General features: G+C 68.7%; 16 protein-coding genes and 2 pseudogenes. 11 read left to right on the top strand and 7 right to left on the bottom strand.

The features are described 5' to 3' along the window. The first annotated feature begins 47 nt into the window (after positions 1–47). Positions 48–2,411 carry a SpoIIE family protein phosphatase gene (locus tag ACYVO6_RS39330; protein WP_461069997.1) on the top strand — a complete coding sequence of 788 codons (2,364 nt, stop codon included), beginning with the start codon at positions 48–50 and terminating at the stop codon, positions 2,409–2,411. A 288-nt stretch (positions 2,412–2,699) separates the two neighbouring features. On the opposite strand, the pseudogene ACYVO6_RS39325 reads toward ACYVO6_RS39330, so the two are convergent. Then, a pseudogene (locus tag ACYVO6_RS39325) lies at positions 2,700–2,927 on the bottom strand (PPC domain-containing DNA-binding protein); the annotation flags it as partial. A 920-nt stretch (positions 2,928–3,847) separates the two neighbouring features. Here ACYVO6_RS39325 and ACYVO6_RS39320 point away from each other — a divergent pair. From ACYVO6_RS39320 to ACYVO6_RS39305, 4 genes and pseudogenes are all read left to right on the top strand, one after another. Next, complete coding sequence (locus tag ACYVO6_RS39320; RefSeq protein ID WP_461069995.1) at positions 3,848–4,930, top strand: glycine betaine ABC transporter substrate-binding protein; 1,083 nt, start codon at positions 3,848–3,850, stop codon at positions 4,928–4,930. Then, on the top strand, positions 4,921–7,017 hold the full coding sequence (locus ACYVO6_RS39315) for an ABC transporter permease (protein ID WP_461069993.1): 2,097 nt from the start codon (positions 4,921–4,923) through the stop codon (positions 7,015–7,017). The genes ACYVO6_RS39320 and ACYVO6_RS39315 overlap by 10 nt, the downstream gene beginning before the upstream one ends. Then, on the top strand, positions 7,014–8,231 hold the full coding sequence (locus ACYVO6_RS39310; protein ID WP_461069991.1) for a quaternary amine ABC transporter ATP-binding protein: 1,218 nt from the start codon (positions 7,014–7,016) through the stop codon (positions 8,229–8,231). Before ACYVO6_RS39315 ends, ACYVO6_RS39310 begins: the two co-directional genes overlap by 4 nt. Positions 8,232–8,243: 12 nt before the next feature. After that, positions 8,244–8,537: pseudogene (locus ACYVO6_RS39305) on the top strand (MmyB family transcriptional regulator); the annotation flags it as partial. Here the strand turns inward: ACYVO6_RS39305 and ACYVO6_RS39300 are convergent. Next, positions 8,479–8,859, bottom strand: coding sequence for an alpha/beta hydrolase fold domain-containing protein (locus ACYVO6_RS39300; protein ID WP_461069989.1), 381 nt, complete (start codon positions 8,857–8,859; stop codon positions 8,479–8,481). The pseudogene ACYVO6_RS39305 and the gene ACYVO6_RS39300 overlap by 59 nt on opposite strands. On the opposite strand from ACYVO6_RS39300, the gene ACYVO6_RS39295 reads away from it, so the two are divergent. Beyond that, on the top strand, positions 8,830–9,165 hold the full coding sequence (locus ACYVO6_RS39295) for a YciI family protein (RefSeq protein ID WP_461069983.1): 336 nt from the start codon (positions 8,830–8,832) through the stop codon (positions 9,163–9,165). The genes ACYVO6_RS39300 and ACYVO6_RS39295 overlap by 30 nt on opposite strands. A 32-nt stretch (positions 9,166–9,197) precedes the next feature. On the opposite strand, the gene ACYVO6_RS39290 is transcribed toward ACYVO6_RS39295, so the two are convergent. The 3 genes from ACYVO6_RS39290 to ACYVO6_RS39280 all read right to left on the bottom strand — a co-directional run bounded on the left by ACYVO6_RS39290 (position 9,198) and on the right by ACYVO6_RS39280 (position 12,033). Next, complete coding sequence (locus ACYVO6_RS39290) at positions 9,198–10,250, bottom strand: NAD(P)H-dependent flavin oxidoreductase (RefSeq protein WP_461069981.1); 1,053 nt, start codon at positions 10,248–10,250, stop codon at positions 9,198–9,200. A gap of 81 nt (positions 10,251–10,331) precedes the next feature. Then, positions 10,332–11,111, bottom strand: coding sequence for an SDR family NAD(P)-dependent oxidoreductase (locus ACYVO6_RS39285; protein ID WP_461069979.1), 780 nt, complete (start codon positions 11,109–11,111; stop codon positions 10,332–10,334). A gap of 94 nt (positions 11,112–11,205) precedes the next feature. After that, complete coding sequence (locus ACYVO6_RS39280) at positions 11,206–12,033, bottom strand: helix-turn-helix domain-containing protein (RefSeq protein ID WP_461070119.1); 828 nt, start codon at positions 12,031–12,033, stop codon at positions 11,206–11,208. A gap of 323 nt (positions 12,034–12,356) precedes the next feature. On the opposite strand from ACYVO6_RS39280, the gene ACYVO6_RS39275 reads away from it, so the two are divergent. The 4 genes from ACYVO6_RS39275 (at position 12,357) to ACYVO6_RS39260 (ending at position 13,824) form a co-directional block, all read left to right on the top strand. Continuing rightward, the gene (locus tag ACYVO6_RS39275; RefSeq protein WP_461069977.1) at positions 12,357–12,740 is read left to right on the top strand and encodes an MmcQ/YjbR family DNA-binding protein; all 384 of its coding nucleotides are present in this window, start codon (positions 12,357–12,359) and stop codon (positions 12,738–12,740) included. An 8-nt stretch (positions 12,741–12,748) separates the two neighbouring features. Then, the gene (locus ACYVO6_RS39270; RefSeq protein ID WP_461069975.1) at positions 12,749–13,111 is read left to right on the top strand and encodes an MmcQ/YjbR family DNA-binding protein; all 363 of its coding nucleotides are present in this window, start codon (positions 12,749–12,751) and stop codon (positions 13,109–13,111) included. Between the two features lie 42 nt (positions 13,112–13,153). Continuing rightward, positions 13,154–13,579, top strand: coding sequence for a PPOX class F420-dependent oxidoreductase (locus ACYVO6_RS39265; protein ID WP_461069973.1), 426 nt, complete (start codon positions 13,154–13,156; stop codon positions 13,577–13,579). Positions 13,580–13,653: 74 nt separating this feature from the next. Then, a complete protein-coding gene (locus ACYVO6_RS39260) occupies positions 13,654–13,824 on the top strand; it encodes a hypothetical protein (protein ID WP_461069971.1) in 171 nt (56 codons plus the stop codon). A gap of 25 nt (positions 13,825–13,849) precedes the next feature. Here ACYVO6_RS39260 and ACYVO6_RS39255 read toward each other — a convergent pair whose 3' ends face one another. Both ACYVO6_RS39255 and ACYVO6_RS39250 read right to left on the bottom strand, forming a co-directional pair. After that, the gene (locus ACYVO6_RS39255; RefSeq protein WP_461069969.1) at positions 13,850–15,949 is read right to left on the bottom strand and encodes an MDR family MFS transporter; all 2,100 of its coding nucleotides are present in this window, start codon (positions 15,947–15,949) and stop codon (positions 13,850–13,852) included. Between the two features lie 225 nt (positions 15,950–16,174). Continuing rightward, complete coding sequence (locus ACYVO6_RS39250; protein ID WP_461069967.1) at positions 16,175–16,510, bottom strand: winged helix-turn-helix transcriptional regulator; 336 nt, start codon at positions 16,508–16,510, stop codon at positions 16,175–16,177. Between the two features lie 63 nt (positions 16,511–16,573). Here ACYVO6_RS39250 and ACYVO6_RS39245 point away from each other — a divergent pair, with 63 nt between their 5' ends. Next, on the top strand, positions 16,574–17,416 hold the full coding sequence (locus tag ACYVO6_RS39245) for an SDR family oxidoreductase (protein ID WP_461069965.1): 843 nt from the start codon (positions 16,574–16,576) through the stop codon (positions 17,414–17,416). Positions 17,417–17,870: the final 454 nt, after the last annotated feature.

Below are 17,870 nucleotides of genomic sequence, written 5' to 3'. Positions count from 1 at the left end.
GCCGCAGAGCATCGTGAACGTAGCTGGTCAATGAGACGAGACCGACGATGAAGCCTCACGAGTCACCCGGCCGACGCCTTCCGGTACCGCCTGGCGCCTGGCTCGACACGGCCGCCGCCGCGGTCGCGGACAGCGACGGCCAGGTGACCCACTGGAGCAAGGGCGCACAGATGCTGTGGGGCTACGCCCCGCAGGAGATCATCGGCAGGCCGCTGGCCGATCTTTTCACCGACGCAGGGGGGAAGCTCCGGCATCGTGACGGCCACCATTTGGGCGGGCAGGTGATCCTGGCTCCTCTGTTGGACGGCGAGCGGGAGGCCGGGTTCCTGTTGACGGTACTGCCCGGATCGGTGACGGCCAATGCTGGGGAGGACGCACTCAAGCGGTGGTTCTTCAATCAGCATCCTGTGCCCTCTTCGATCTACGATCGCGACGCACGCGTGCTCTTCGGGAACGAAGCAGCGCAGCAGACGATGCGTTACTCCGAAGACGAGGTCCGCGGCCGGCTGTCCACCGAGTTGCGTCCGGGCGTCCAGGTGTACGAGGAACTTGTGCAGCTGATCCGCCGGGCTGCTCAGAGCGGAGAGCCGGAGTTCGTGGAGCGTGTTCTCGATGTGCCCGGCGAGGCGAGGGCGCACGTCTGGGGCATGGACTTCTTTCCGCTCAAGGACGCGGCCGGCCGGGTGCACGGTGTGGCTGCTTCGGCGTACGACTACTCCGAGAAGTACGAATCCCTGGAGCGGCTGGCGCTGCTGGGCGAGGCCCGGACCCGCATCGGTGCCAGCCTGGACGTGACGGGCACCGCCCGCGAACTCGCCGAGGTCGTCGCGCCCCGCTTCGCCGACGTGGTCAGTGTCGATCTGCTGGACGCCGTCTTCCAGGGCGACCTGCCCGCACCCGTCCTCTCCGGCTCCGTCCTGCTGCGCCGGGTAGCACTCCGCGCGAACACCCCCTTCTGGGAGCACCCAGCCCCAGGCGAGATCAGCCGTCATCCTGCCACCTCACCCATCGCCCGGTGCGTGGCCACCGGCCGGGCGGAACTGCACCCCATCACCGCCCCCGAGATCGTCCGCTGGTTCGCCGACGACACCATCCAGGCGGCGCAGGCCCGCGCCTGCGAGGCGGACTCGCTGATCGCGGTGCCCATCCGCGCCCGCGGCATCATCCTTGGCGCGGTCATGTTCCTCAGGTGCTCGACGTCTCGCGAGCCCTTCGCCCCCGCTGATCTGTCCCTCACCGAGGACCTGGTCGCGCGTGCGGCAGTCTGCCTGGACAACGCGCGCCGGTTCACGCGCGAACGCGGCATCGCTCTGGCGCTGCAGCGCCACCTACTGCCCCAGGGCCCGATCGTGCATCCCGCTGTGGAGACCGCCGCCCGCTACCTGCCCGCCGGTGACGGTGCCCAGGTCGGCGGGGACTGGTTCGACGTGATCCCGCTGCCCGGTGCGCGGGTCGGCCTGGTCGTCGGCGATGTCGTCGGCCACGGCATCAACGCGTCAGCCACCATGGGCCGCCTGCGCACGGCGGTGCGCACCCTCGCCGACACCGACCTGCCGCCGGACGAGCTCCTCACCCACCTCGACGACATCGTCACCCACGGTGAGGGCGGGCAGTACACGGAGGCCACGAGTGAGATCCCCGGCGACATCGGCGCCAGCTGCCTGTACGCCGTCTACGACCCGCTCTCCGGCACCTGCTCCCTTGCCCGGGCCGGCCACCTGGCCCCGAACCTGGTCCATCCGGACGGCACCAGCAGCATCGTCGACGTGCCCGCCGGCCCCCCGCTGGGCCTGGGCAGCCTGCCCTTCGAGGTGGCCGAGGTCACCGTGCCCGAAGGAAGCCTGCTGGCCCTGTTCACCGACGGCCTCCTGAAGGCCGGCAGTCGCGATGTCGATGAGGGGCTCAGCGCACTGCGCCGCGCGCTCGCCCAGCCCGCGCCCTCGCTCGAGGCCCTGTGCGACACCGTGCTGGATACGCTGTGCCTCGAACCCCGCGCCGACGACATCGTCCTGCTCCTGGCCCGCACCCGAATCTTCGGCGAGGATCGGGTCGCCTCCTGGGATGTTCCCGTCGATCCTGCGGTCGTGGCCGACATGCGTCGCCGCGTCGGCGACCGGCTTGCCGCTTGGGGGCTGGAGGAGGCCGCGTTCATCACGGAACTGGTGGTCAGCGAGCTGGTGACCAACGCCATCCGGTACGCCGGCGGCCTGATCCGTCTGCGGCTGATCAAGGATGAGACGCTGATCTGCGAGGTCTCCGACGGCAGCAGCACCAGTCCGCACATGCGCCGGGCCCGGCCGAGCGACGAGGGCGGCCGTGGCCTGTTCTTGGTCGCCGAGCTCACCCAGCGCTGGGGAACGCGCTATACCCGTACGGGCAAGACGATTTGGGCCGAGCAGCTTCTCTCCTGAGGCGAGTGAAGTGGGCCGACCGTGGGCAGTCGGCCCGTGGGGCCACGTCCTAGCTTCGCTTTTGCTTTCAGGCTGACGAACTCCAGCCAGATGGAACGCCTCGATGCCACGTGAGGTACGGCAGGACCTTCCTCCAGCACAACCAGGTTCGCGGATATCCATGCAGCAGTACCAGCGGTTCACCCTCCCCGGCGACGACGTAGTGCATCTGCACCTCGGACAGAAGACGGCGAGCTCGGTGGTGACGGCGACGGGGCTGTTGGAAGGGTCGATGATCCCTCCGTGTACGGCACCGGAGACGTCGCCGACGAGTATGTGCAGCGGCGAGTCCGGTTCGGAGTCCGGCCCGACCGACCCCATGACCGAGACGATCTCGCCGCGGACGCCGGGGAGGGTCTCCGCGCCGCCGTCTCGTACGAACGTCGGGCCGACGATGCTGCCGAGGGCCACGCGCACGATGCCGCGGCGGAACCCGGCGTCCGCACAGATGCGCTCCGCCGCCTCCCGCAGGTTCATCCCGGGCAGCACACGGGCGACGACCACGCGCCGGCCCTCGGCCGGAGTCGGGACGCCGCTGGGCTGCGGCGTGAACACCGGCATACGAGTCTCGGGGTCATCGGCGCTGTGATAGTGCACGCCGGGCAGCGGGTACACGATCGCGTGCACCGGGACGGGCCCGATCACGGTGTCAGGGAGGAGGACGTGGCCTGCCTGCACCACACCCTTCGCATCGACCCATGCCGCGTGACAGTGGATGAACGGCTCGCCGTCCCGCCGCCCCAGAGTCACCGAACCCCGGATGAGGTTGACGGGCCCCCTGGCGGTCTTGCCTTCTCCGTACTGGAGGGCCTTGCTGCCATCGGGCCATCACCAGACGCATTCGCGAGCTCAGCGAAACACTGACCGGAGTCGACCGTGTCTCGACGCGCGCGATGCGCTCGGGGGAGGGTGGGCCGGGGTGCGACCGTGGCCGGCGAGTTCACGAGCCGCTCCCGGATTCGCCGTCACTGCATGGCGTCATCGTCGACCTCCAGTCTGCGGCTCCTCGGCCCGTCGAAGCGGTGCGCCCCATGCTGGAAGGCGGGAATCCGAGCAGATACCGTGAAATGCAGCGAACCTCCCTTCGCTGTTCATCGATTTGTCGAAAAGCGCAGATGACGGTGCGGGCTGCATGCGCAGGACGCTTCGGTCACTGCCCCTCTGCCTTGCAGGCGGAACTCGGTGGTCTCGCCACGGGGTCTGACGACCAAGGATCACGCCGGATTTTCGTAATGCTTCCAATGGTTCGTGGTCGCCGTCGGCTCTTAACTGTGCGCAACTCACCGAGTGATGTCGATCTCATTTGCGTCACCACGCCCGCGATGAAATCCCCGGCCGACTGAACGACGAAGCCCGTCGCCGCTCGGGACATCGCCGCACCATGGCAGGAGCAGACCATGCAGCGCAGAGCAAGGGTTGTCGGACTCAAGAAGTCGAGCGAAACCGACGGCGGGACGGGCCTTCAGGTGCGTCACGGCAGGCGCCTGCTCGCCGGGGCGGCCGCCGGTGTCTGCGCCATGCTGCTCGCCACCGCGTGCGCACCGCAGGAAGCGACCTCCTCCGGCTCGGAGGCAGACGTCGATCCCGAGGTCACCGCGGCCCTCAAGAAGGAAGGCCTGGTCAGGTTCCACGACGGTCAGTACATGGAGAACTCCCTCCAGGCCTACTTGATGAAAGAGATCGTCACCGAGCTCGGTGGGGAGGCCGAAACCGTTCAGAGCGGACCGGCCGAGGCCGCGGCGGCGATGTGCAAGGCGGACGACCTCGTGTCCATGGACTGGTGGCGGTGGCAGTTCGAGGACGGGTGGCAGAAGTACGTCGTGAAGGAGAAGTGCGTCGTCGACGTCGGCACGACGGACTACAAGGGCGAAGAGGGCTGGTACGTGCCCACCTACGTCATCAAGGGGGACGCCAAGCGGGGCATCAAGCCCGCTTGCCCGGAACTCCCGGACTGGAAGGCCCTCAACAAGTGCGTGGACGTCTTCAAGACGTCCCGGACCACGCCCAAGGGCCAGTACATGACCGGGGCGGAGTCCTGGGCACCCGCCTACGGCGACCAGGACCGCATCGACAACCTGAAGCTCGACTACAAGATGACGTTCGCCGGCTCCGAGGCGGCGCTCTTCGCCGAGCTTTCCAAGGCCTATGAGCGGGGCGAGCCGTGGCTGGGGCTGATGTGGCGTCCCAACTACCTGACGCACAAGTACGACCTGACGCGTGTGGAGTTCCCGCCCTACAGCGACAAGTGCTGGAAGACCACGCACGCGTGCCAGTGGCCGGAGACCGTGATCTACCGGACCGCCTCGGCCGGCCTGGAGTCCAAGCACCCGACGGTCTGGAAGATCCTGCAGAACTACGAGCTCGACGACAAGCAGCTGAGTGCGATGCAGTCGCTGGTCGTGAACGACGGAATGTCGATCGAGGACGCCGCCAAGAACTGGGTGAAGGAGAACCGCGAGGTGTGGACCGCATGGATCTGACCAGCGGATCCCCGGCCGAGACGGTGCCTCGTACCGGCCCGGCCGCAAGCACGGTCACAGCGGCGAAGAGCAGGCGTCCGGACGAGCCCGGCAGGCCGGGACCGGCACCGCGTGAGCCTCGTCGCCGTCTCGGCCGTGGTTTCACCTGGCGTCCCTGGCACATGGTGCCGGTTCTTGTCGCCGTCGTGATCGTCACCGGGGCCGTCTCGGCCCCGGTGGCCTTCCCGGCGGGGCTCAGGGTCCCGGTCGGGCGGGAGGTGGAGGACGCGTTCAACGCCTTCGCGGAGAGCGGGACCTGGCTGTACGAGCCGATCGCCACCGCGTTGGACGCGTCGTTCGACTGGCTCGTCGCCTGGCTGGAGGTGATTTCCCCGCCCGTGCTCGCGGCGGCCGTGGTCCTCCTCGTCGGCTATTTCAAGGGCGTCCGGCTGGGGCTGCTCGCCGCGGTGATGTTCGCATGGGTGGTTCTCACCGGGCTGTGGGAGCCGACGGTCGAGACGGTCGCGTTCATGCTCGTGGCGGTCGTCGTCAGCGCCGTCGTAGGCGTCGGACTGGGACTTGCCGCCGCGACGCACCCGAGGGCCCACGCCGTCGTGCGGATGCTGCTGGACGCCCTCCAGGCGTTTCCGGCCTTCGCCTACCTCGTGCCGGTCGTGTTCCTGTTCGGCATGGGGAACACCCCGGCGTTGATCGTCACGGTGATCTGGGCCATGCCGCCGATCGCGCGCATGACCAGCGTCGGGCTCCGGGATGTCTCCCCCGACGTGCTCGAAGCCGCGGCGGCTTCCGGCGCGAGTCGCCGGCAGCTCCTTTTCGGGGTGCGGATCCCCATGGCGGCGCCGAGCATCCGTGCGGGTCTGAACCAGACCATCATGTACGCGATCGGGATGGCCACGATGGCGGCGATGATCGGCGCCGCCGGCCTGGGCGCGCCGGTGTGGAGCGCCCTGAGGCGACTGGAGTTCGGCGACGCCCTGCAGGGCGGGATCGCCCTGGTGCTCGTCGCGATCCTGATCGACCGGGCCTCCTCGCCGCGCAGCGGTCCCGGCACGACGAAGCGCGTGGAGGCGTCGGACGGACCGCAGCAACGCCCAGTGGGTCGCTTCCTTCGGAAGCCGTCGCTCGCGGGGACGATCACCTTCTCGGTGTTCCTGGCCGTCGTGGTCGCCTCGCAGATCTTCCGCGGCTCGTGGCAGAACTTCGCGGAGCCTCCGTGGGGCACACCGGTGCGGCTGCGGGAGCCCGTGGGCGATGCCGTGATCTGGGTGACCACGACGTGGGGCCCCGGCCTCGACGCGATCGGCTCGGCGATCCAGCAGTTCGGCCTCAACCGGCTCGGCGACTTCTTCGCCTCCATACCGTGGCCCGTCGTCGCGCTCTGCTCGGCCGTCCTCGGCGTGGTCGTCGCAGGAAAGGCCAAGGGCGTCGTCATCGGCCTCGGTGTCGTCGCCATCGGGTGCCTGGGAATGTGGGGGTCCACGGTCGAGACGTTGGCGGTGGTGAGTACCGCCATCGCGCTGGCCGTTCTGATCGGATTCCCGGTGGGTGTCCTGATGAGCGCGAGCAACGCGGTCGCAGCCGTGATGCGCCCGGTTCTGGACGTGATGCAGACGCTGCCGGTGTACCTGCTCGTCATCCCCTCCGTCATGATCTTCGGAAGCGGCGAGGTCGCCGCCGTTCTGGCGACCGTCCTGGCCGCGGTCCCGCCGGTGATCCGGTTCACCAACGCCGCTCTGCGGGGAGCGGACCCGGAGGTCGTGGAGGCCGCCGTCACCTTCGGTGCCACGCCCGGTCAGGTCCTGCGGCAGGTTCGTATCCCCCTGGGCCTGCAAACCATCATGGTGGGCCTGAACCAGGCGGTTCTGATGGCCCTGGCCATGGCGGTCGTCAGCGCGATGATCGGCGCGCCCGGTCTCGGACAGGACATCCTCTCCTCGGTCGAAAGGGTCGACCTGGCCCGGGGCGTCGAGGCCGGCCTGGCGATGTTCCTGCTGGGCGTGATCATCGACCGGCTCTTCGACGGGTCCGCCCGCATGCTCACCACCCTCACCCACACCTCGGTCAGCCCTGGAAAGGCGGGATCATGACTGCCGTATCCGCACTCGCGACGGAGGCTCCGGTCGGCGGCGCCGCCCTCAGCGTCCGACATCTCTGGAAGATCTACGGCCCCCACCCTCGACGCCACTTCGAGGAGACCGAGTCGGGCAAGGCCCAGTCGGACGGGGGGCACACCGTGGCGGTCCGGGACGTCTCCTTCGACGTACGGCCCGGCGAAACCTTCGTGGTGATGGGCCTGTCCGGCAGCGGCAAGTCGACGCTCGTCCGATGTCTCAACAGGCTCCTGGAGCCCACCGCCGGAGAAGTGGAGGTGGACGGCGTCGACGTCGTGTCGATGTCCCAGTCCCAGCTCAGCGAGATGCGGCGCAAGCACTGGGCGATGGTCTTCCAGCACTTCGGACTGCTGCCGCACCGACGCGTCCTGCACAACGTCGCCTACGGGCTCGAAGTCAGCGGTGTCCCCAGGAGCGACCGCGACGCGAGGGCTCAGGAGATGATCGAGCTGGTGGGACTCAAGGGCGTCGAGCACAAGTACCCGCATGAGCTCAGCGGTGGCATGCGACAGCGCGTCGGACTCGCACGCGCCCTGGCCGTACGTCCCCGTCTCCTGCTCCTCGACGAACCTTTCAGCGCTCTCGACCCTCTCATCCGCGGCGACCTCCAGGACGAGTTGCTGAGGCTCGCCGACGTCGTGCGCCAGAGTTCGATCTTCATCACGCATGACCTCGCCGAAGCGCTCAAGGTCGGCGACCGGATCGCGATCATGCGTGACGGAAAGTTCGTCCAGGTGGGGACCCCGGAGGACATCGTGCTGCGCCCGGCCGACGACTACGTCCGCCGCTTCGCGGTCGAGGCACCGCGAGCCAAGGTGGTGCGCGCCGGAACGATCGTGCGTGAAACCGTCACTCTCTCCGGGGCCGATACCCCGGAGACCGGCCTCGCGAGGCTGGCCGACGCCGGGGGAGGGGCCGCGATCGTGCGGGGCGAGGACGGCGCAACGCCGAGCGTCGTCACGGAGCTCCAGTTGCTCAGGGCCCAGAAGGAGGGGCGGAGGACGGAGGACCTCCTTACCGGCGAGTTCGCGACGGTGAGCGAGGACGAGAAGCTGGGCGCCGTGATGGAGAAGCTCGTCGCGACGGGAAACCCGGTGATTGTCCACTCGGCCTCCGGCCGACTGCTCGGACTCGTGGACCACTCGACGGCGGTCCGTGCCCTCGCCACGACACCGCCACCCGCTGGTTGACGCGTCAACTCGGGTCGGGTTAGCTTTGACGCCGAGTTCCGTGACCTGGTCGAGGACCTGGACGCGGTGCCCGAGTTCGCGCGGAGATGGGCCGCCCACCCGGTCGCGTTCCGGCAACCGGGCAGCCGGCGTCTCCTGCACCCGGTGGCCGGGATCCTGCGCTTCACGATCGAGGTGCTCCTGGTCGGAGAGGCCAATCACTGGCTTCAGCTGTGGGTGCCGTACGACGAGCAGACCACGTCCGCCATCAACGACCTGCTCGCCGCCCCAGGGAATGGGGCTCCAGGGCATGAGCGAAGCCGCTGACGCTGCGGACCTTCGCGGCGTAGACGTCGGGCATGGTCGCGCGGAAGAGGATCTCGCCCTCGTGGGACAGGCCCGGATTCATCCAGGCGCTCGTCTGGACGCCCGCCGCCAGCAGCTTGCGGTAGTAGTCGAGTCCCTCGTCGCGCAGCGGGTCGACCTCGTTGACCGAGATCATGTGGGGCGGAAGTCCCTCCAGGTCGGCGGTCGTGGCCCGGGAGGGCCAGCACGTCGCCTCGTCGATGTGCGCCGCACCCGGGTCGTAGATCTCGGCGAGTACCTGCATCATGACGCGATGGTTGAAGTACCCGTCGTTCTCGGCCACGGAGGGCGGCGTCTCGCTGTCGTCGGTCCACTTGCCGTGGACGAACGGGCACTGCGCATCCTCGCAGGCCCACCGGGCCCCGAGGTGAGTGAGGCCCAACAGGCCTTCCTGGCCGAGCTCTTCGAGCAAGGCACCCTCGTGATGTCCGGCCCGTTCAGCGACGGCCGTGGCGGGCTGGCCATTCTGCGTGGTGACTCGCTCGAAGCAGCACAGGACCTCTATCGCGACAGTCCGATCGTCCGCTCCGGTGACGCGAAGGTGGACGTGCGCGAATGGAACGTCGCGTTGGACTCGACGCGGCGGTGACGCCGCGAGCCCTCCCCAGCCGAGTGAGTACGTCAGTCCTGCGGGGCGATCTGCTTGAGGATGGCTTCCGCCTGTGCGGCCATCTGCTCGACGATCTGTCCCGCGGGAGCGATCTCGTGCACCAGCTGGATGGTCTGGCCGGCCGGCATCATGCCGAAGTCCAGGTCGCCGTCCTGGTATCCCGTCTCCACACGCGATCCCGCGACGGCGTACTGGCCGGGGAAACCGGAAGCCTGCGTTCCGGAGGCTTCCCACTCGCTCGTCCACTGGTTGGTGAAGGCGCGCATCCGCTTGCCGCTGTAGGAGTGGGTGATCGTCGTGTCCTTGAACGTGCCGTCGACGACGCGCTGCTTGAACGCGCTGTGCCCGAAGGCTTCCGGACTCGCGATGAACCGGGTGCCCACCCAGGCGCCGGCCGCGCCCAGCGCCAGTGCCGCGGCGAGGCCCCGGCCGTCCGCGATGCCGCCCGCCGCCAGGACGGGCTGGTCCACCTCGTCGATCACGGCCGGGACGAGGGTCATGGTCGACGCGTACCCGGTATGGCCGCCCGCCTCCGTGCCCTGGGCGACGATGAAGTCGACACCGGCGGCGCTCGCCTCACGCGCCTTGCCCACCGAGCCGACCAGGGCGAAGACCGCAATGCCCCGGTCCTTGCACTCCCGGATGAACCAGTCGGGCGTGGCGAAGGTCAGCACCACCGCCGCCGGAGCCGCGTCCAGCACGATCTGCACCTGATCGGCCACGGCGCCCGGTGTCAGCAGGGCTTCGATGCCCGCCAGCTTGGTGCGCTCCTGGTCGTCGAGCGAGTCCCACAGTTCGCGCACGGGCGCCCACTGCTGCTGGTCCTCGGTGGTCAGGGCGTCCGGCAGCAGCAGATTGACCGCGAACGGCTTGTCGGTCCCCTTCTTGATCGTCTCGATCTGGTCCCGCAGTGTGTCAGGCATGAAGCCGGCACCTCCGAGACACCCCATGCCTCCGGCGTTGCTCACCGCCACCACCAGTTCCGCCTGGGCCACGCGCGCCATCCCCGCCGAGCAGATGGGGTGGGCGATGCCGAGAGTCTCGGTGAGTGCCGTCTGTATCACGGGTAGGACCTTTCAGCTCGATCGGTGGGCAGTGGCTGCCCGATTGCTTTGACATGTACGTCTCTGGGCGCGCGGGCGGCCTCAGGTGGCGCTCCACCCGCCGTCGACGCGGATCACCTGGCCATTGACGTAGGACGCCCCCTCGGAGGCCAGGAACAGCACGACCGAGGCGACTTCGCCGGGGTCGGCGGAGCGGGCCGCGGGGATGAGGAAGTCCATGATCTCGGGCGACACCCCGATCCCACGGTTCTGGGTGGACACGAGGTCACCCAGGATCTCTTCCGAGGTCGCGCGCAAGTTGGTGCGGATGACACCCGGAGCGACGACGTTCGCCGTGACGTTGTGTGGACCCACGTCGATCGCGAGGCGGCGGTGGAGGCCCTCGATACCGGCCTTGGAAGTGACGTAGGCGAGACCGTCGGCGGCGCCGCGCTGACCCGCGACGGAACCGATGGAGATGATCCGGCCGGACTTCTGGCCGATCATGGCCTTCGCGGCGGCACGGCAGCCGTTGAACGTGCCGGTGAGGTTGACCGTGATGACCTTGTGCCACAGCTCCGGGGTCGTCTCGAGCACGTCGGCGTACCCGTCGAAGACGCCCGCGCTGTTGACCATGACGTCCAGGGAACCGGTGGCCTCGACCACTTCGTCGACGAGCGCGCCGACGCTCTCGTAACTGCTTACGTCGACGACCCGCAGGTGGAGCGACGAGGGGGAGGACAGCTCGGCCTTCGTCTCCTCCAGGCGTTCCTGGGAGATGTCACTCGCGAAGACCTCGTATCCCGCGTCGACGAAAGCGCGGGCGATACCCCGCCCGATGCCGGAGCCTGCCCCAGTGATGATGACGCTCGGTTTGTCCATGCCTGTGACTCTAGGGAGCCTCTGTCGAGGGCCTGAAGTGGAATCCTCATGAGACGTGGCGCGAGGTTTTGGGATATCCACCGGTGGGGGAGTTTCAGGGACCGGGGGTGGCCTGACGAGCCGCGTAGGCGGCGGGTGTGAGGCCGGTGTGGTGCCGGAAGAAGCGGCCGAAGTTGGCTGTGTCGGTGAAGCCGAGGTGGTCGGCGACCGCGCGGGCGGTCCATCGGGCGTGGCCGAGGAGGCGGCGCGCTTCGAGCAGGCGGCGCTGGTCGATGACCTGTCGTGCTCCGGTGCCGGCGGCGGCCTGGGTGGTGCGGCTGAGGGTTCGTACGGAACAGCCGAGCAGCCGGGCGTAGTCGTCGACGCGGTGCAGCTCGCGGTAGTGCAGCTCCAAGGCGTCCAGGAATCGTTCGTAGACCGCCGAAGAAGCGGTTCCGGCGGTGGCCGGAGCTCCTGTGACGTCCGGTGAGTTGGCGAGGCGTAGCAGCAGGGCTTCGAGGAGGCTGCACCGCAGGGCGTGATGGGCCGCGAGCGGGCGACGTCCCAACGCACGGTGTTCGTCGAGGAGTTGGAACGCGGTCTGCTCCAGCCAGGAGGCGTCGTCGGGATGCGGGGTCAGCACGGCGGGGGCGTCGTGCGAGGTGAGGGGAGCCAGCTGGCGGGCGATGTCGGGCCGGAGCGCCTCCGGCTCGAACAGGATGAAGGGGCCGCGGGCGGTGCTGGGGTCGTGCCAGCACTGCACGTGCCCGGGGCGCACCCACAGCCACTGGCCGGGAGCGACGGTGCGCGTGACGTGATCGACATCGTGCCGCAGTTCACCCTCCGTGACGAGGATCAGGTAGTGGAAGGTGGCCCGGCCTGGACGGGGCGGATTCCACGGCCAGTCGTCGTGGTCGGCGTGGAAGTCCTCGACGGTGGTCACTTCCAGGCCGTACGGGGTGCCGATCGGAGGCTGGAAGCCGTACAGCGGGACGGACTCGGGCTCTGCGCGTGCGGCGGAGTCGGGCCGCGAGACGAAGAGGGCGGAGTAACCCCGCTCTGACCGCGGCAGGTGTCGCCTGTCGACCATCATGTGTCCGCAGTTTACCGACCGGATCGTCGTCCGCGGGGAAAGGATGGTGAGCGCGGGGCTCGCCGCCGTCGTCGTGTTGCCGGTGCCGCCGCACGTGTTGATCATGCCGGAACGGCACCTCGTGCTCTGGCCTGCCGGTCGGGGCACGGACAGGAATCGAGGAGTGGACGACCTTGGACGGAGAAACACTGCAGAAGACCGGGGCCGACTGCGCCGAAGGACTGCCCGGGGCCGGCCTGGAGCACCCGTTCGGCCCCGAGTGGGAGGTCTACAAGGTGCGCGACAAGGTGTTCATGCTCATGACCGACGTACCGGGACACCCCGTCGTGATTCTGAAAGCGGATCCTGACGACGCCGCGGCCCTGCGCGAGCAGTACGCGGACATCACCCCCGGCTACCACATGAACAAGAAGCACTGGATCACGCTGGAGGGCGGAAACACCCTCGACGAGAAGCTCGTGAGGGAGCTGGTGACCGACTCCTACCGTCTCGTCGTCGGCCGGCTGCCCAAGTCCCAGCAGCCCGTCGATCCGCACACCTACGGCCGCCTCGCCTGACCCGCCTCATGCCCTTCAGCGGCGAGAAGCTCCAGGACACCGCGCGCGACACGGCACTCGCGCTCCCGGGAGTCAGCCACGGGCGCCCGTTCACCGATCAGCTGGACGTCTACAAGGTGGCGGGCAAGGTCTTCCTGATCGTCACGGACGACCCGGACGAACTCATCGTCACTCTCAAGGCGGAACCGGAGCACGGGCGGCTGCTGCAAGGCCAGTACCCGTCGATCACCTCGGGCCGCTACCTCGACAAGCGGCACTGGATCTCCGTAGGAGCCGGCCGGGGCGTCACCGCCGAGCTGGTCGCCGAACTCGTCGACCACTCCTACCACCTCGTCCTGGAGACGGTTCCGCGCAACCGCCGTCCCGGATGACCACCAACCAATCAACCAACCGACCACGGACAAGGACCGCCCATGCACAGCATGTCGACCGAGGAATGGCACGCTTTCGTCACCCGCGGCGCGCCCACCGGCCGGTTCGCCACCGTCGGGGCCGACGGCACCCCGAACATCACCCCCGTCTGGTACGTCTTCGACGGCGAGACCTTCCTCTTCACCACGGGCGGTGCCACGGCCAAGGCCCGCAACCTGCGCCGCAACCCCCGTGCCTCCCTCTGCGTGGCCGACGACGCTCCGCCCTTCGCTTACGTCGAGGCGCGCGGCGAGGTGACGCTCAGCGAGGACCTCGACGAACTCCTCGACGTCGCCACCCGGGCCGGAGCCCGGTACATGGGCGCGGACAAGGCCGAGGAGTTCGGCAAGCGCAACGCCGTCCCCGGCGAACTCGTCGTCCGCCTGCATCCCACCAAGGTCATCGCCTACGGCGGCGTCACCGACTGATGAACACCTGGCGGCTCTCCACACCCACGGCGCGCGGCCCGGAGCCAAGGACCCGTCCGTCGCACCCCCGACAAGTGGCGCGGGAGCAGCGGAAGGCCGGCAGACTCGCCGAAGGGCCCCGGATCATCCGGGACCTGCACGACACTCTCGCCCAGGAGCTCGCGGACAACCGGATACTCCCGCAGGCCGCCGAGCGGGACCGGGGGCATCCGGCCGCGACGAGGCGCAGGACGTCGTACTCGTGACGCCAGGGCGCCATGACCTGGGACTTCAGGCCGCCGTCGTGGCCAGCTTGTCGCGGCCACCCCCGCCCTGCGCGTGTGCGATTCCAGCAGCGAGGTCTTCGGCGAGCAACCGCTTGGCGATCGAGTCGAGAGCCGCGCGCAGCTCAGGGGTGCTTGGGCGGCCCTGATCGCGTTCGATCTGGTCCGCGAGCCAGTTCTCCCAGCCCTGGGCGATGGCGTGGGCGTGCTCCTGGCCCTGAGCCGTGAGCGAGTAGAAGTCCGCTTCTCGGCTGAGGTCGCCCAAGCGAATCGCTTCGTCGAAGGCCGGTCGCAAAACCTGTTCGGGCACGAGATGCCGGGAGGCGATCTGGCTCAGCTTGGCGTAGCCGAACAGCCTCGTCCACAGGGCGACCTGCATGATGGTCCATGCACGGCCCGGGTCGAGCCGGGAACCTGTCAGAGCCAGGACGTCCGCGTACGCCATGGCGCCCGGCTTCGGCAGCAGGGCGGAGATCCGCCGTTCCAGGGTGATGCGGACACCGTCGACGGGGGCTCCGAAGCCGCTGTCGAGGTCGGTGGAGGCCGTCCGGGCACTGTCGCGCAGCGTGACCTGGCGTAGGAAGAGCGCCACGACGAACCCGATCAGGGCGACGGGCACGGTCCACAGGAAGACCCCGCTCATCGAGTGCGCGTAGGCGTCGATGACCGGGATGGCTGCGGCATCCGGGAGTTGGTGGAGGGCCTGCGGGGACTGCGCCGCTCGGGCGAGCTGCTCTGCAGGCACCGTGCCGGTCGCGGCTCCCTCGCGGATGCCGTGCGCGAGATCCGACTCGAGGGAGTTGGCGTAGATGGTGCCGAAGACCGCGGTGCCGAAGGAACTGCCCAGTGTGCGCAGGAAGGTCACACCCGACGTGGCGGTGCCGAGGTCCTTGTAGTCGACGGTGTTCTGCACGACGATCGTCAGGATCTGCATGCTCAGACCGAGACCGGCACCGAGTACCAGCATGAACAGCGACTCCAGCCAGGTGGAGGTCGACCGGTCCATCAACGACAGCAGGTACAGCCCCAGCGCAGTCACGAGCGCGCCCACGATCGGGAACACGCGGTACCTGCCGGTCTTGCTGACCACATTGCCGCTGTACATCGACGTACTGATCAGGCCGATCACCATCGGCAGTGTGCGCACCCCGGAGAACGTCGCGTCCTCACCGTCCACGTACTGCAGAAACGGCGGCAGGTACGTCATCGCACCCAGCATCGCGAAGCCCACGACGAAGGACAGGACCGCGCAGACCGCGAAGACGGAGTTCTTGAACAGACGCATCGGAAGCATGGGCTCCGGGGCCCTGATCTCCACCAGGCAGAACAGCACCATGGCCAGCACGCCGACCGCGAACAGGCCAATGATCATCGGGGAGGACCAGGCATACTCGCTGCCGCCCCAACTGGTCGCCAGGATCAGTGAGCTCGCGCCGATCGAGACCGTCGCAATCCCCAAGTAGTCGACGATCGGTTTCACGACCGCCTTGACCTGCGGAATGTTCTTCATCGTCAGGATGACGACGACGAAGGCGATCGGCACGTTGACGTAGAAGCACCAGCGCCAGGAGACGTAGTCGGTGAAGAAGCCGCCGAGCAGTGGGCCCAGAACGGTAGAGGCGCCGAACACAGCGCCCATCGCGCCCTGGTACCTGCCGCGCTCGCGCAACGGGATCACGTCCGCGATGAGCGCCGTCGCGGTGACCATGAGGCCGCCCGCGCCGATTCCCTGGACCGCCCGAGACGCGATCAGCATCGTCATCCCGTTGGAGAGACCGCAGAAGAACGAGCCCGTGATGAAGATGATCGTCGACGTGGCGAAGACGGTCTTGCGTCCGTACATGTCGCCGAACTTGCCGACCAGCACCGTCGAGACGGTCTGCGCCAGGAGGTAGGAGGTCACCACCCAGGACATGTGTGAACCGCCGCCGAGATCCGCGACGATCGTCGGCAGTGCGGTGCCGACGATCGTCTGGTCGAGGGAGGCCAGCAGCATGCCCGCGGCGATGGTGACGAAGACGACGGTGCGTTCGCGAGGGCTCAACAACGGGGGCTCGGACGGGTTCGGTTCCGTTCCTGCCCGGGGCGAGGTGGCTGGTGCAGTCATGGGAACCCTCGCGGTAGAAGGAGGCGCGTGACTCGGTGACGCATCATCCTGGCCAGATGATCGATGAAGTGTCAACAAGCATGCTGCACCGGCTGTGTGCTGGGCTGTGCGTACTGCTTCGCCCCTCAACCCGAACTCTTCGACGAGGTCGTCCTCCATGACGACAACGACGCGTTGCGGCGGCGGCTGGCGCGCTCTGCGTGAGCGCGTCGCACCGCCGGAGGGTCAGGCGGTGATGTCGGGCTCGGGGTCGGGGACCGCTGTGGCCCAGGCGGCCATGGCGTCCAGGACGTCGCGCAGCCCCTCGCCGAGAGGGGTGAGCTGGTATTCGACGCGCGGGGGGATCTCCGCGTAGGTGGTGCGGGTGACGATGCCGTGGGCCTCGAACTGGCGCAGCCGACTCGTCAGAGTGTGGGGGCTGATGCCGGGCAGAGCGTCGCGCAGCTCGGTGAAGCGGTGGGGGCCGCGCAGGAGCTCGCGCACGATCAGGGTGGCCCAGGGCCCGTTGAGCAGGGCGAGGAACCGGGCGACACCGCACTCGGGCAGGCAGGGGTTGGACATTTTTAGAGCGTAGCCCATTAGTGCAGTTGATGTAACTGGTGCATCGTGTGCACTAATAGCGCCATGACCTACGTGATCCATGGCGCCACCGGCGCCCAAGGTGCCCCCGTCGTCTCCGCTCTCGCCGCCACCGGCAAGTCCGTAACCGCTGTGACCCGCAACGAGCACGCCGTCGTGGACGGCGCACGCGTGGTGGCCGCCGCCTACTCCTCCGCCGCCGACCTGACCGGCGCCTACCGTGGTGCCGCAGGGGTGTTCGTCCACCTGCCGGTGACCTCGGAAGAGAACCGCCAGATCTTCGCGGGCAACATCCTCGCCGCCGTCCGCGAGGCGCGGCCGGCCCGCGTGGTGTTCTCCACCAGCGGTTTCCCGGTCGATCCCGCCGTCGGCGGAGCCGCCGCGACGCTGGCTGCCGGCCTGGCCGACAGCGGCGTGTCCCATGCGGTGATCGCGCCCGAGCTGTACCTGGAGAACCTGCTCATGCCGTACGTCATCGATTCGGTCCGTGAGCGCGGTGTGCTGCCCTACGCGATCCGGGCCGACTTTCCCGTCTCCTGGGCGTCCCACCTCGACATCGCCGATGTCGCCGTCGCCCTGTTCGAGCGCACGGACGTCACCGGCGTGGTCTCCGTCGGACAGTACCCGGCGATCACGGGGCCGGACCTGGCCGAGGCGTTCGGCGCCCGGCTCGGGCGGGACGTGGTCTTCGAGCCGATCACCCCAGGGGAGATGCGTACCTCGATCGCGCCCCTGATCGGGGAGGCCGCGGCTGCTGATGTCGCGGGGGTCTACCAGGCGATGAGCACCATGCCGGGCCGCTCGATCGCGCCGGAGACCTCCGCCCAGAAGCTGCTGGGCGTCACCCCCCGGACCACGAGCCAGTGGCTGGCCGACATCGGGCTGTGATCGACCCGCCTCCTTCGCATGCGGTGGTGCCGGCCGTCTCCCGGCGGCGGATATCCACGGCACCACCGCTACCGGCTCACCGCGTGATCGGGAGGGCCGGGTTGTCTGTAGCTCGGCCCAGCGGGCTGGCTTGCGGGGCGTGAAGGCCTCCAACTCCGGCTGGTCACTACCTGGTGCTGCGGCGCGGTCGACGCCGCCCAGGGCACGAACGCCGGCTGCACACGTCGGCCCACAACTCCGCCTACCAGAGCGCCTTGAAGCTCCAGGGGTACGTGCAGCCCCCACCATGTCGACCAGAGCCTGTGTGTTGAGTCTCTCGCGGGTTCCTGACGCCGATACAGGTCGGATGTATGGCAAAGTCTCTCCCCGACGCGCGGAGTTGCTGCGTCGTGCCACACACCCGGCGTCGGCTGGTGCCCGCGCGAGCGTCCTGTCGTGGCTGTCCTGGACAAGT

The organism is Streptomyces pseudoechinosporeus, assembly GCF_054783935.1.
This window is presented reverse-complemented; position numbering and strand designations above follow the sequence as displayed.